This is a genomic window from Pseudomonas salicis (assembly GCF_057128705.1).
The window spans coordinates 521,817-535,692 of record NZ_JBSKHU010000004.1; the positions used below are offsets into that span (position 1 = coordinate 521,817).

General features: G+C 60.2%; 12 protein-coding genes. 3 read left to right on the forward strand and 9 right to left on the reverse strand.

Annotated elements, in window-relative coordinates:
• Nucleotides 1-9: 9 nt before the first annotated feature.
• A complete protein-coding gene (locus tag ACWKWE_RS17120) occupies nucleotides 10-1,266 on the reverse strand; it encodes an aromatic ring-hydroxylating oxygenase subunit alpha (protein ID WP_166593377.1) in 1,257 nt (418 codons plus the stop codon).
• A 232-nt stretch (nucleotides 1,267-1,498) separates the two neighbouring features.
• Nucleotides 1,499-2,467: a LysR substrate-binding domain-containing protein gene (locus tag ACWKWE_RS17125; RefSeq protein WP_483851184.1), complete on the reverse strand. Its 969-nt coding sequence runs from the start codon at nucleotides 2,465-2,467 to the stop codon at nucleotides 1,499-1,501.
• A 115-nt stretch (nucleotides 2,468-2,582) separates the two neighbouring features.
• Between ACWKWE_RS17125 and ACWKWE_RS17130 the strand changes: the two genes are divergently transcribed.
• Both ACWKWE_RS17130 and ACWKWE_RS17135 read left to right on the forward strand, forming a co-directional pair.
• On the forward strand, nucleotides 2,583-3,287 hold the full coding sequence (locus ACWKWE_RS17130; RefSeq protein ID WP_166593375.1) for a TetR/AcrR family transcriptional regulator: 705 nt from the start codon (nucleotides 2,583-2,585) through the stop codon (nucleotides 3,285-3,287).
• Complete coding sequence (locus ACWKWE_RS17135) at nucleotides 3,277-4,056, forward strand: pyrroline-5-carboxylate reductase family protein (RefSeq protein WP_483851185.1); 780 nt, start codon at nucleotides 3,277-3,279, stop codon at nucleotides 4,054-4,056. The genes ACWKWE_RS17130 and ACWKWE_RS17135 overlap by 11 nt, the downstream gene beginning before the upstream one ends.
• Nucleotides 4,057-4,270: 214 nt before the next feature.
• Here the strand turns inward: ACWKWE_RS17135 and ACWKWE_RS17140 are convergent, their stop codons facing one another.
• A complete protein-coding gene (locus ACWKWE_RS17140; RefSeq protein ID WP_166593373.1) occupies nucleotides 4,271-6,307 on the reverse strand; it encodes an NADH:flavin oxidoreductase in 2,037 nt (678 codons plus the stop codon).
• Nucleotides 6,308-6,526: 219 nt separating this feature from the next.
• Between ACWKWE_RS17140 and ACWKWE_RS17145 the strand changes: the two genes are divergently transcribed.
• On the forward strand, nucleotides 6,527-7,429 hold the full coding sequence (locus tag ACWKWE_RS17145; RefSeq protein WP_166593372.1) for a glycine betaine ABC transporter substrate-binding protein: 903 nt from the start codon (nucleotides 6,527-6,529) through the stop codon (nucleotides 7,427-7,429).
• Nucleotides 7,430-7,549: 120 nt separating this feature from the next.
• Here ACWKWE_RS17145 and ACWKWE_RS17150 read toward each other — a convergent pair whose 3' ends face one another.
• From ACWKWE_RS17150 to minD, 6 genes are all read right to left on the reverse strand, one after another.
• On the reverse strand, nucleotides 7,550-9,736 hold the full coding sequence (locus ACWKWE_RS17150; protein WP_371928463.1) for a mechanosensitive ion channel family protein: 2,187 nt from the start codon (nucleotides 9,734-9,736) through the stop codon (nucleotides 7,550-7,552).
• Between the two features lie 251 nt (nucleotides 9,737-9,987).
• Nucleotides 9,988-10,200: a hypothetical protein gene (locus ACWKWE_RS17155; RefSeq protein ID WP_166593371.1), complete on the reverse strand. Its 213-nt coding sequence runs from the start codon at nucleotides 10,198-10,200 to the stop codon at nucleotides 9,988-9,990.
• Between the two features lie 208 nt (nucleotides 10,201-10,408).
• Nucleotides 10,409-11,698: a M18 family aminopeptidase gene (locus ACWKWE_RS17160; protein WP_483851186.1), complete on the reverse strand. Its 1,290-nt coding sequence runs from the start codon at nucleotides 11,696-11,698 to the stop codon at nucleotides 10,409-10,411.
• 302 nt (nucleotides 11,699-12,000) lie between these two features.
• Nucleotides 12,001-12,636: an RluA family pseudouridine synthase gene (locus ACWKWE_RS17165; protein WP_483851187.1), complete on the reverse strand. Its 636-nt coding sequence runs from the start codon at nucleotides 12,634-12,636 to the stop codon at nucleotides 12,001-12,003.
• 125 nt (nucleotides 12,637-12,761) lie between these two features.
• Nucleotides 12,762-13,016: a cell division topological specificity factor MinE gene (gene minE, locus ACWKWE_RS17170; RefSeq protein ID WP_166593368.1), complete on the reverse strand. Its 255-nt coding sequence runs from the start codon at nucleotides 13,014-13,016 to the stop codon at nucleotides 12,762-12,764.
• On the reverse strand, nucleotides 13,016-13,828 hold the full coding sequence (gene minD, locus ACWKWE_RS17175; protein WP_081565987.1) for a septum site-determining protein MinD: 813 nt from the start codon (nucleotides 13,826-13,828) through the stop codon (nucleotides 13,016-13,018). The genes minE and minD overlap by 1 nt, the downstream gene beginning before the upstream one ends.
• Nucleotides 13,829-13,876 lie beyond the last annotated feature (48 nt).

Sequence of the window (13,876 nt, forward strand, 5' to 3'; positions counted from 1 at the left end):
GATCATTCCTCACACACCGTGGGCCGCAAGCCGCGCGGCGTACCAGCGCGAAAACTGATCGACGTAGGATTCCGTGAACGCCGAAAACGGGCCGGGCGAATACGCAGGGTCTTGCGTGCCGCTGTGGGTGATCGCCACCAGATCGGCGTCTTGCAGGTTGGTGGCGTTCCACACTTCCACCAGCCTGTCGACGTTGTAATCCACGCCCTCCACGGCGTCAGCGTTCACCAGCCATTTGGTGCGCACCAGGGTTTTGCCCGGTTCCAGCGGAATGATGTAGGCAATCACCGCGTGATCGCTCATGACGTGAGTCCAGGAGTTGTGGGTCCACAGGTGCACATCGCCCAGGTCGCGGCGAGTCAGGTCGCCAAACAGCTTGGTGCAGGCGACGCGGGTGTCGAGGGTTTGCGATTCGCCATTGCCAGCGATCACCAAACGCTGCGTACGAAATTGCGTCACGGCGTCCACGTCCAGATGCTCGACGGCGTCGCAGACGAAGCCTTCGTCCTCCCAGCTTTTCTTCGCAGCGGCGTTGCGCTGTTCGTATTCGTCCAGGGCTTTAAGGGATTCTTCGCTCAAGCCATCTGCGCAAAAACCGAAGTCTTCCGGCAGGAATGAAGCAGTGAGTTCCGGGTGAGTGCCCGCGCAGTGATAACACTCGCGGTTATTCTCGATGACCAGTTTCCAATTGCCGTTCTCGATGATTTCCGATTCATGGGCAATTTTGGTGTAGGTCATGTTGTACGGCGCAAACCGCGGAGTCAGGGTCTGTTCGAGGTGCGCAATGTCTTCCGGCGGTTGTTCACCCAGACACACAAATATATGTGCACCGACCACTTTGGTATGAACGGGAATCAAACTTCTGCAGTTGGCATTGAAGTCTTTGCCCATGTGCGCGGCATGTTTGAGGCTGCCGTCCAGGTCATACGTCCATTGATGATAAGGGCAGACCAGCATGCCCACCGTGGACTTGCCCGCCGGTTTTAACCGCGCCCCGCGATGGCGGCAGACGTTACGAAACGCCTGAATCTGCTCGTCATCATCGCGTACCAGCAGGATCGAGGATTTGCCAATGTCGATGGTCGAAACATCGCCCGGTTCGGGAATATCCGCCGTCACGCCGACCAATATCCAGTGCTGATTAAAGAAGATATGGACATCGTTTTCAAAGATGTCTTCACGACCGAATAACGCGCCGTTCATGCCATGACCGGGCGTTCGCGTGGCAACTAACTGGCGATGGAAATCGACGGCGGCAATGCTCATGACTGCACCTCAGAGGCTGGATCTTATAAGGGGATGTGTTCGATGAGCCCAGTATCGAGAGGGCAGAAAAAAGCGTCAACGCGCTATATTTTCAGGTTCGCATAGCTAGAAGTTATGCGATGTGGCAGCGTGGCGTGCGGGCAGTGGCTATCTCATCGGCGCCGCCGTCTGTAGCAGTCCGGCTTGCCGGCGGCAGCGGTTTTCAGGACGCCACCGCCGGCAAGCCGGACTGCTACAGGGCATCGTGCATGCCGTCGCGCAACCATTCCACCAACCCCTGCACCAATGGCGTGGCCTTGCGCCCGTTGGGCACGACCACGTAATAGGCATCCTTGGGCCTGACCACGTAGGACGTCAGCCGCACCAATTCCCCTCGCGCCAGTAATGGCTCCAACAGCCGATTCCAGCCCAGCGCCACGCCATGCCCTTGCAATGCAGCCTGGATGGTGTCGGTGTAGGAGCTGCAACGCAGGGCGTATTTGAGGCGGGGACGCTCGTCGCCCAAGGCTTTGAACCAGCCATTCCAGGTCATCCAGCCTTCCAGCGTGGCGTCGGAATCGATCAGCTCCACGTGCATGAAATCTTCCGCCGAAATTGGCGCGGTATGGGTCGCCAGCCAGCCCGGCGAACACACCGGAAACACCTCTTCGTCAAGCAGGAAAATCGACGTACCGTCATCCCATTTGCCATCGCCGTAACGCACCGCCAGGTCGATGTCGTCGCTGCGCAAATCCGGGGTGAGCATGTGGGTGACCAGCCGCAAATGCAGGTTCGGTTGCTCTCGTCGCAAGGCGCCCAGGCGCGGCAGAATCCGCAGCTGTGAAAACGCCGAGGTGCTGGCGAGGACGATTTCCTGCTCGCTGATGCCTTCGTGAATCTTGTCGAAGACTCCTGCGACCCGTTGCAGGGATTCGGACGTCACCGAAAACAGCGTGTAGCCCTCGCTGGTCAGCTTGATCGCCCGGTGCAGACGATGGAACAGGCGCGTGCCGAGGGTTTCTTCGAGAAAACGAATCTGCTTGCTGACCGCCGCTTGCGTCACCCCTAACTCCTGCGCCGCGAGGGTGAAGCTGCTAAGCCGGGCCACGGCCTCGAACACCAGCAGCGCCGTCATCGAGGGAATCAGGCGTCGGTAGCCTTTAACCTTCTTCGACGGCTCTTCTTTGAGCGGCGCTGCTTGAGGGGAAGAGTCGGACTGCATAAGCGCGCCAGATGCGGGGTGATTGACACAGCGTCATTCGAATGTACACGGATGTACATCAAAGAAGCGGGGGCGTACAGTTCATTCACTCACAATCGAACAAAGGCGACATCAGATGTCGGTATCAGGCAAGGAACGAGGCAAATCCCAGGACTCCGGCTGGCGCGGATCGCCGGAAGGATGGCTGGAAGCTGCCTACGACGCCTTGAAGGAATCCGGTGTGGACGCCGTGCGCGTCATGCCCCTGGCCAAGCGCCTGAACCTCTCTCGCACCAGCTTTTATTGGTTCTTTCAGGACCGCGAACAATTGCTGGCCGCCTTGCTGGCACGCTGGAAGGACAACAACACCGGCGGCATGGTCAAGCAGTCCGAAGGGTATGCCGAAAACATCACCGAAGCGATCCTCAACGTTTTCGAATGCTGGCTGAACCCCGAGCTGTTCGATTCCCAATTCGAATTCGCGGTGCGCAGCTGGGCCTTGCAGTCCGAGGAAGTGGCCTCGGAAATCGCCGCTGCGGACGACTCACGTATCAACGCACTGGCGGCGATGTTCCGCCGCTTCGGCTACGACCCCGACGCCGCTGACACACGGGCGCGGACGATTTATCTGACGCAGATCGGTTACATCTCGATGAAGACCAGTGAAGATATCACCGAGCGTTTCCGACGCATCCCGCATTACGTGGCGATCTTCACCGGCAAGGCCCCGAAACGACGGGAGCTGGACCGCTTCTATGGCGCCTTCGGTTACGCCGAAAAAGAGCCGGGCGAATTCGTGCCCCTCGCCGAGACGTTCGAAGAGACCGCCCATGGCAACTGAACACATCGGCATCATTGGCGGCACCGGCTGGTTGGGTGGCGGGCTGGCTCACGCATTGCTCGACACGGGGTTCATCCCGGCGAACCAATTGATCGTGTCGAACCGTTCGGGCAGCCACCCGTTGGCGGACACTGGCGCGCAGGTGCTGGCCGACAACCAGGCGTTGGTGGAAGCCAGCGATGTGGTGATCCTTTCCGTGCGCCCCGAACAGTTCAAGGCACTGAACATTCAGGCAGCTGGCAAGCAGGTTATTTCGCTGATGGCGGGTGTCACGTCTCAGGCGATCAGCGCCGCGACCGGGGCCTCCGTCATTGTTCGCGCGATGCCCAATGCGGCGATTGAAATCCGGCAGTCGTTCACGCCCTGGCATTGTGCTCAAGGGCTGGACGCGGTTGAGGTGACGTTCATTCAGGGGCTGTTGGAGTGCGTGGGCACAGCCAGTCGGGTGCCGACGGAAGACGGCATCGATTATTTGAGTGCGCTGTCCGGCACCGGGCCGGCGTTTCCTGCGCTGCTGATGACGGCGTTGACGCGGCAAGCGGTGATCGCAGGCATTCCTGAAGACGTCGCACGACAGGCGGCGAAAGGAGTGGTGGTGTCGGCGAGTCAGTTGCTGGCCAATCACGATCCCCAAGGGATGATTGATGCGTTGGTGGCGTACAAAGGCGTGACGGCCGCGGGGTTGCAGAGCTTGATCGAGGCAGGGTTTGAAGAGCAGATAGGCCGCGCAGTGCAGGCCGGGGCGGATATCGCACGGAAAGGCATGTAATGCGCGGTATTCACATCGCTGGATGGCCCTGTTTATCTGAATGAAACACGCCCCCCGTGGGAGCGAATTCATTCGCGAGGGGCCAGGTCAGACTGTGCATCTCTATCGGCTGATTTATTTTTCGCGAATAAATTCGCTCCCACAGGTCTGGCGTCTCCCACAGGACCTGCGGCGTACCGAGACCCTGTGTTCAGCGCTGCAATCTGTGCCGGATCTACAAATCCTTCACCAACCGCAAGGCATCGTAAATCGCCGCATGGGTGTTGCGCGCCGCGACAGCATCGCCAATCCGGAACAGCTGGAAACGCCCTTCAGGGTTGGTCACCAGATTCTGCGCCTTGCCCGCGATCAAATCGTGCTGTTCCACCGCGCCCTGGTTGCTGGACAGCGGACGCAGTTCGAAATACAGCTCGTCCATCGGCAACGTGCCGTGGTTGATCACCACTTGGTCGACAATGCGCTCTTTGTTGACCTTCCCGTAGTCGCTGCCGAAGATCGCGGCGAGTTTGCCGTCGCGACGTTGCACGGCTTCCACGCGATAAGTCACGGTGAACACCACGTCCAGGTCCTGCAGGCTGCGCATGTAGGGCACCAGGTTCATGGCCATGACTTCCGGCGAGAACGAGCGGTCCGGCGTCACGACTTCCAGACGCGCTCCGCTCTGGGCGATCACTTCGGCAGCCTGCAATGCGGCATGGTCGCCCGCGTCGTCAAAAATCAGCACGTTCTTGCCCGGCTTGGCGTCACCGGAAATGATGTCCCAGGCCGAGACCACCAGTTCGTTGCCCTCTTTCAACACTTCGGTGTCGGGCAGGCCGCCGGTGGCGACGATCACCACGTCCGGCTCCAGGTCCAAGACTGTTTGCCCTTCGGCCCAGGTATTGAACTGGAATTTCACCCCCAGCCGCTCGCACTGCGCCATGCGCCAGTCAATGATGCTGATCATCTCGCGACGACGTTCGCTGAGTGAGGTCAGGCGAATCTGCCCGCCCGGTTGATCCGCTGCTTCCAGCACCGTCACGTCATGCCCGCGTTCGCCCGCGACCCGCGCCGCTTCCAGCCCGCCGGGGCCTGCGCCGATGACCACGACCTTGCGTTTCACCGCAGCCTTGGGAACCTCGTGGGGCATGGTGGTTTCGCGCCCGGTGGCCGCGTTGTGGATGCAGTACGCCGCGCCGCCCTGGTAGATGCGGTCCAGGCAGTAGTTGGCGCCGACGCAGGGACGAATCTCTTCTTCGCGCTTCTCGATGATCTTGCGCACGATGTGCGGGTCGGTCATGTGCGCGCGGGTCATGCCCACCATGTCGATCTTGCCCGAGGCGATGGCGTGGCGGGCGGTGGCGACGTCGGGAATCTTCGCGGCGTGAAAGGTCGGGAAGCCCGTGGCCGCACGAATCTCGCCCGCGAAATCCAGGTGCGGAGAGTTGCGCATGCCTTGAATCGGGATCACGTCGGTCAGCCCGGCGTCGGTGTCGATGTGGCCTTTGACCACGTTGAGGAAGTCCACCAGGCCGCTGTCTTTCAAGCGTTTCGAAATCTCGATGCCGTCCGCCGCGCCGAACCCGCCGGGCAAATCTTCGTCGCCGGTGTAGCGCACGCCGAGCAGGAAGTCTTCGCCGCATTGCTTGCGAATGCCACGCAGGATGTCGAAGGTGAAACGCAGGCGGTTATCCAACGAACCGCCGTAGTCGCCGTCCAGATCGTTGGTCAGTGGCGACCAGAACTGGTCCATCAAGTGACCGTAGGCCTGAAGCTCAAGGCCGTCCATGCCGGCCGCTTTCATGCGTTCGGCGGCGTCAACGTAATCCTTGATGATCCGCTGAATGTCCCAGTCCTCCAGCTTCTTGGGGAAGGAGCGGTGCGAGGCTTCGCGACGATGGGAGGGCGACACCACTGGCAGCCAGTCGGCCTTGTCCCAGCGGGTACGCCTCCCGAGGTGGGTCAACTGGATCATGACCGCCGCGCCGTGTTCGTGGCATTCGTCGGTCAGGTCCTTGAGCCAGCCCACCACCTCGTCCTTGTACGCCAGCACGTTGTTGAACACCGGCGGGCTGTCGCGGGACACCGCCGCCGACCCTGCGGTCATGGTCAGCGCTACACCGGCCTTGGCCCGCTCCACGTGGTAAGCGCGGTACAAATCCTTGGGCATGCCATCCACCGGATACGCCGGTTCGTGGGAGGTGGTGATGATGCGGTTGCGCAGGGTGAGGTTCTTGATTTTATAGGGCTGCAGCAGAGGATCGCTGGACATGGTGGTGCGCTCCTGGAAGGGAACATCAGGCTAGGTTTGACGCGAAAGTATGTGAAATGTACACAGGTGTCAATCGATGCGGACGCTGGTGTACATTTCGCTTGCTACCCCACGCAATGTGTGGATAAGATCGGCGCAACAGCTGGCCGAAGACTGGCGCGATTCACTCACTTCACTGCCACACCCAGTAACACCCATACACAACAGGGGAGATGCACGATGGTTGCTTATTCGCCGTATAAGAAAAAAAGTATTGGTTGGTTAGCAGGGGTCGCCTTGACGACTGTGAGTCTGTTCAGCCACGCCGCCGATCAACCGCCGGTGCGCATCGGCTGGGTCAACTGGTCGGACACCGAGATCACCGTCAAGCTGGCCACGCTGGTGCTGGAAGACCAGCTCAAGCAGCCGGTGAAACTGGTCATGGCCGACATCGGCATCCAGTTTCAGGCCATGGCCAACGGCAACATCGACATGATTCCGATGGTCTGGCTGCCGGGCACGCACAAGGCGTTCTACGACAAGTACAAGGACAAGATCGAAGACTTGGGCGTGCTGTATGAAGGACGGATCGGCATGGCGGTGCCGGACATCGTTCCGGCCAGCGAAGTCTCCAGCCTCGCGGACCTGAACAAACCGGGGATCGCGGCGAAATTCGACGGCAAGATCCTGACCTCCGAAGTCGGCAACGGCCAGTACAAGCTCACCGAGAAGGTGCTCAACGATAAGAAAATCGTCGGCTACAAGATGGTGGCGTCCTCGGAAACCGGCATGTTGAGCGAGCTGGACCGCAATCTCAAACGCGGCAAGTGGTCACTGGTCAACGCCTGGAGCCCGCACTGGATGTTCTCCAAATACCCGCTGCGTTATCTGGATGACCCTGAGCACCTGTTTGGCGGTGCTGAGCAGATTCACGCCTTCGCGCGCAAGGGATTCAGCGATCAATACCCGAAAGTGGCGCAATTCTTCGCCCACTATTCGATCCCCAAGGACGACCTGCAAAAGATGATGCTGGAAGCGCGTGCCAGCTCGGCCGAGAAGGTCACCGCCGATTACTACGCGGCCAACAAACAGCGCTTTGCGGCGATGTTCAAGGACAACACCGCAGCGTCGATTACGCCTTGATCTGAAGCTCAACAATAAACACGAAACCCCTGCAGCAGTCCGACTTGTCGGCGGCAGCGACCACACGGATGTCGCTGGCGAGCCGGACTGCTACAGGGGTTTCGTGTTTTTTATGCGAGTTCAACCCGCCGTTTCATCCTTCTTCCCGCGAACCCCGCTCACGCTCCCACCACTGGTGTTCACCTGCACATTCAGGCGCGGCGTCGCGAGGTCCATGCCCGCTTCATCCAGATAACGTTTCAGCGACAGGTTGAACGCCCGCGACACTTCCCATTGCTTGATCGGTGCGGTCTTGAAGCGCGCGCGGAGGATGGCGTTGCCGGACTCGAAACTCTCCACCCCTTGAATCTCCAGCGGCGACCAGATGTTGCGGCGTTGCAGCGGGTCGGTGCGCATTTTCTGGCCCACGTCGCGAATCATCTTCAGCGCATCATCGATGTTCATGTTCGACGGAATCGCGATGCGAAAGATCGCGTAGCCGAATTCCCGCGAGTAGTTCTGGATGCTCTTGATCTCGCTGAACGGAATCGTGTGCACGATGCCGTCGATGTCACGCAGGCGCACGGTGCGAATGGTCAGCCCTTCGACGGTGCCCAAATGCCCGCCGACGTCCACGTAATCGTCGATGGCAAGGGAGTCCTCGATGATGATGAACAGCCCGGTGATCAAGTCCGCCACCAGCGACTGTGCGCCGAAACCGATGGCCAGACCGATCACACCGGCACCGGCCAGCAGCGGCGTGACGTTCATCCCCATGTTCGCCAGTGCGACGATCACCGCAATGATGAAAATGGTCACGAACAGCACGTTACGGATCAGCGGCATCATCGTCTGCGCACGGGCGTTGGCCAGGCCTTTGCGCGAGCGGGTGAGGGCGTGATGAATCGCGGTGTCGGCGAGAATCCAGATCAGCCAGGCGAAGATCAGCGTGGTCGCCAGGCCGATGATGCGCACGCTGATGTCGTGGCCGTCGCCTTCGGAAAAACGGATCAGCGACAGGCCCCAGACCCGCAGCCCCAACTCGATGAACACCAGCCAGACCACCAGATGCGCCACGGTATAACCGAAGCTTTTCAGGCGGTCCGAATACAGCGCATGGCGTCGATGACCGTGGGCCGGTTTTTGCGAGTGACGCCGCACCAGGCCGTTGATGACCATGCACAACACCAGCAACACGGTGCAGATCAGCGACTGGCGCAGCGCGGTGCTAGTGTCGCCCGCCGAGAAGAACGTGGCGAACAGCGACACGCCCACCAGCACCAGCGCAGGCAAGTACCAGAAGCTGCCGAGGATTTCGATGGTGTCGCTCAGGGCGCGGCGTTTCAAGCGGCGGGACAGCGGCTGATTGCGGATCAAATGCGCGATGGGCCGACGGAAGCGGACGATGAACAGCCCCGTGGAAATCGCCGCCATGACGTTGGCGAGGGTTGCGGTGGTGTGTGCCAGGTGTGCGCCGAGGCTGGCCACCAATCGCGGGTCGCTCAGCGCTTCACCGAAGGCGGCAAAACTGCCGATCCACCACAGCGGCCGAAACGCCTGATGCCGCAGGATGTACAGCGCCTGATGCCGGTGAGGGCCGTCGAGCAGTGAGAAGGCAATCACGCAGATCGCCGAAAACAGCGTGCCGACAACAAGCGCATACGCCAAGACCATCGCCAGATCGCGGCCTAGGGAAGGCGGCAGGGAATAGCTCAAGTAAACCGTGATGACCAACGCAATCAGCCATGGCCCCAGTTTGCGTAGGGCGAAGCGCAGCATGTCGGTCGGACGCGGGTGTTGCGGCAGTTCTTCCGACAGCCCGAAGCGCACCCGCACTCGATGGCTCAGCCAGATCAGCGCGGCGGCCAGCAAGCTCCACAGCGCAATCACCAGGGCGAAGCTGAACATGATCGGCCACCATTGATTGGCGGGCAGCAGCAGGTCCATCAGCTCTTGCTCGGCCAGCGACACCTCGTCGCCCCAGCGACTGAGCGGGCTGTCATCGCCAGTGAACTGCTTCTCGAAATCGTGAAGCGTGCTCCCGATCAGCCCCAGCACGCCTTGCTCGGCAGTGGGTTGGGCTTTCTTCGTCGCGTCGCGAAGCTTCTTCAGATCGTCCAGCAATTTGCTGCGTTGCTGATCGTTTTCCAGCGAGGTGATGACCTCGTCGAGGGACTGGCCCAAGGGTTCCTGGGCTTGAGGTTGGGCTTTCTGGCCACCGAGCAGGCTGGGCAATCCGGCTGCCTGAGTGAGCGCGGCGGGGAACAGCGCCAGCAGACAGATCAGCAGCAGGCGCGACAGGAAGAGTAGGCGGGCAGGCGCAATCACCAGACAATGAACCTCGAATCAACAGGCACCTGATGCGACTGAATTGAAGTCAGCCGTGCGTACAGGCAAGACCCGCGATTTTACGAGCGGCACTCAGTGTTGGCGAGAATCATTTTCTGTCATGGTTCAGATCAGGCGACTCCCGTAGCAGCATGGATTGACTGCGGTGGCGGTGTTGAGTTTGCTGACGCCAGCAAACCGCGCTGCTACAGAGAGCAAGTTAGATTGCGCAGTTCATTCTCCAGCGCTTGTTACAACAGCCCCTTAAGGCCCGCTGATGTTGTATTGCTCATTGCTTCCAACGGAGTAGAGGCTTGGGCTAATGACGGTTCACTGCTACCAGCCTTTAGAGACTCAAGCGTGCTTGTGATATCTGCCAGTTCTTGCTGCAAGAGAGGGATTTGTTGCTCAAGCTCGGTTTGTCTATCCGTTAATGTTTTTACTTCAGCTGCGGAGATATCCATGGTTTGCCTCACTGTCCAAGTGAATCAATGAAGTTTCATGATCGGCAGGAGGCAAGCCAGGTGCAACGAATATTCCCGGACGGGGAAGACCGAGTTGCGATAGGCGTAATAGCGACCGGTTATCTAAATTGGCAAGGGTTCTTAAGCGCCTCAATGTTCTGTGGGCGGCCGCTCTGCTGCGAGCCGGACCCACAGATGAGAGCAACGCTTACGGCAACTCGGCACTCGCATAAAACGCGGTCAGCACTTTGACCAGGTGCGCCAGGTCCTGACTGCCTGCCAGCTCACGGATCGAGTGCATGGCGAACGTCGGCAGGCCGATGTCGACGGTGCGCACGCCCAGATGCCCGGCGGTGATCGGGCCGATGGTCGAGCCACAGGCCATGTCGCTGCGCACCACGAAGCTCTGCACCGGAACTTCCTCGGCCATGCACAGATGGCGGAAGAAACCGGCGGTTTCGCTGTTGGTCGCGTAGCGCTGGTTGCTGTTGACCTTGATCACAGGGCCGGCGTTGAGTTTCGGGCCGTGGTTGCCGTCGTGCTTGTCAGCGTAGTTCGGGTGCACGCCGTGGGCGTTGTCGGCGGAAATCAGCAGCGACTTCTGCACCGTGCGCACATAGTCGTCGCCTTCTGGCAGCAGACGTTGCAGCACTTGTTCCAGCATCGGGCCGTCGGCGCCGCACGCGGAGGTCGAGCCGACCTCTTCGTGGTCGGTGCAGATCAGCACGCAGGTCTCTTCGCCATCGGCATTGAGCAGCGCTTGCAGGCCAGCGAAGCACGACAGCAGGTTGTCCAGCCGCGCACCGGCGATGAAATCGCCATTCAGGCCAATGACCGCCGCGCTTTGGGTGTCGTAAAAACTCAGCTCGTAATCGAGCACAACGTCGGCGTTCAGGCCGTGCTCGCGGGCGAGCTGGTCGGTCAGCAGGGCACGGAAATCGGCGCGCTCGTCACCGGCCACTTGCGCGAGGATCGGTGGCAATTCGTTCTGCGGATTGATCTGCCAGCCTTCGTTGGCGGTGCGATTGAGGTGAATCGCCAGGTTAGGGATGATCGCGATGGGCAGCTTGAAGTCGATCAGTTGGCTTTCGACCTTGCCGTCGCGACGGAACGTGACACGGCCCGCGAGTGACAGGTCACGGTCGAACCACGGGGCCAACAGCGCACCGCCGTAGACCTCGACGCCCAACTGCCAGAAACCCTGACGCTGCAACTCGGGTTGGGGTTTGACCCGCAGGCAGGGGCTGTCGGTGTGAGCGCCCACGAGGCGAATGCCACCGATCAGAGGCGACAGGCGACCCAGCTTGAAGGCGACGAGGGAAGAGTCGTTACGGGTGACGTAGTAGCGGCCACCGGTTTCGGTGTGCCAAGGCGCGCGTTCGTCGAGGCGCTGATAGCCGGCGCCTTCGAGACGTTGCACCAGACTGGCGGTGGCGTGAAACGGGGTGGGAGAGGCCTTGAGAAAATCGATCAGGCCTTGGTTCAACTCTTCGCGCATAAGTTACTCCAGACAGCAATGGCGGGAGTTTACAGGCGTATGCGGGCCGGGGCGAGATGGTTGGCTCTAGACGCTTACTTTGATGCCCTTCGGGGCCTGATCGCGAGCAAGCTCACTCCTACATCTTTTGCAACGCGCCGCATCTGCTGGACCGGGCGTGTGGCCTTGGTGCCAGGCTCTTAAGGCTTACAACTCGGTCTGTCAGGCTATGGCGCGTTTAAGCAAATGTAGCAGTGAGCTTGCTCGCGATCAGGCCCGAAGGGCGTCAGAGTAACAATCTCAAGCCAGCAAATCCCACCCCCTCAAAACGGCGCTGGACACTCGAACCGCAGCCGCTCTTTCGTCACCGGATGGGTAAACGTCAACATGCTCGCGTGCAGGCACAAACGCGGGTACGCCGCCAATGCCTCGGGATGTGCATACAACCCATCCCCCAACAACGGATGCCCGATCGATAACATATGCACGCGCAACTGATGAGACCGACCGGTAATCGGCGTCAGTTCCACGCGGCAATGGGTGTCGTACCGCTTAAGCACCTTCCAGAACGTCAGCGCATGTTTGCCGAGTTCGTGATCGACCACATGTCGAGGTTTGGTCGGCGGGTCGTAGCGCAACGGCAGGTCGATGCTGCCGCTGTCCAGCGCCGGTTGGCCCCACGCCAGTGCCGTGTAGGCCTTTTCGGTTTCGCGGTCGTGAAACTGCCGCGACAACTCCCGATGGGCGTCCGCATCGCGGGCCAGCAGAATGATCCCGGACGTTTCCCAGTCCAGACGATGGACAATGCGCGCTTCGGGGTAGCCGTTTTCCTGCAGGCGCGTAATCAGGCAGTCCTTGTTGTCGTCCGCACGACCAGGGACCGACAGCAGCAGGGTAGGCTTGTTCACCACCAGAACGGCATCGTCCTGATGGAGAATGTGGACATTGGACAGCGGCATCGAACAGCCTCGTAGCACTCTCAGAGCAAAAATCGGTGTGTTTACAAACGCCAACGGCGGCTCGCTCACCGCAATCCCGCGAAGGGATCAGGGCAACCGAGCCGCCGTGGCGACCGCCTGTTCGATCAACGATCAGGCAGGGTGATGTTGAGCTCCAGAATCGAGTAGCTGCCCTCGTTGTCGAGCGCAACCTGCACTTTATCGTCCTCGATCTGGACGTATTTACGGATCACTTCCACCAGCTCTTTCTGCAGAGCGGGCAGGTAGTCCGGGGTACTGCGTTGGCCGCGTTCATGCGCCACGATGATCTGTAGACGCTCTTTCGCGACCGATGCGGTACTGGGCTTTTTGTTGGCACGAAAGAAGTCAAAAATGTTCATTAGTTACCCCCGAACAGGCGTTCGAAAAATCCTTTTTTCTGTACGTCCAGGAAGCGGTGCTCGCGGTCTTTGCCCAACAGGCGGTCAACGGCATCGCTGTACGCCTGACCGGCGTCGCTCTGGTCGTCGAGGATGACAGGCACGCCCTGGTTGGAAGCCTTGAGCACAGCCTGGGATTCAGGAATCACGCCGAGCAGGGTGACGGCCAGGATTTCCTTGACGTCTTCCACGCCCAGCATTTCGCCCTTGCTCACGCGCTCAGGGTTGTAGCGGGTCAGGAGCAGGTGCTCCTTGATCGGGTCTTCGTTGCGCTCGGCACGGCGCGACTTGCTGGCCAGCAGGCCCAGCATGCGGTCCGAGTCACGGACGGAGGAGACTTCAGGGTTGGTCACGACGATCGCTTCGTCAGCGAAGTACATCGCCAGGTGAGCGCCCGTCTCGATACCGGCAGGGGAGTCGCAGACGATGTACTCGAAGGATTCCTTGAGCTCCATCAGGACCTTTTCCACGCCGTCTTTGGTCAGCGCTTCCTTGTCACGGGTCTGGCTGGCGGCCAGGACATAGAGACCTTCGATCTTCTTGTCCTTGATCAGCGCCTGTTGCAGGTTGGCTTCGCCATTGACCACGTTGACGAAGTCATACACGACGCGACGCTCGCAACCCATGATCAGGTCGAGGTTACGCAGACCGACGTCGAAGTCGACGATGACCGTTTTGTGGCCGCGCAATGCGAGGCCGGTACCGATAGCGGCGCTGGTGGTGGTCTTGCCCACACCACCCTTGCCGGATGTAACCACGAGAATCTTGGCCAAGGTGTATCACCCCTAAAAGTAGGACGGCTAGTCCCTGAATAGCCCCTC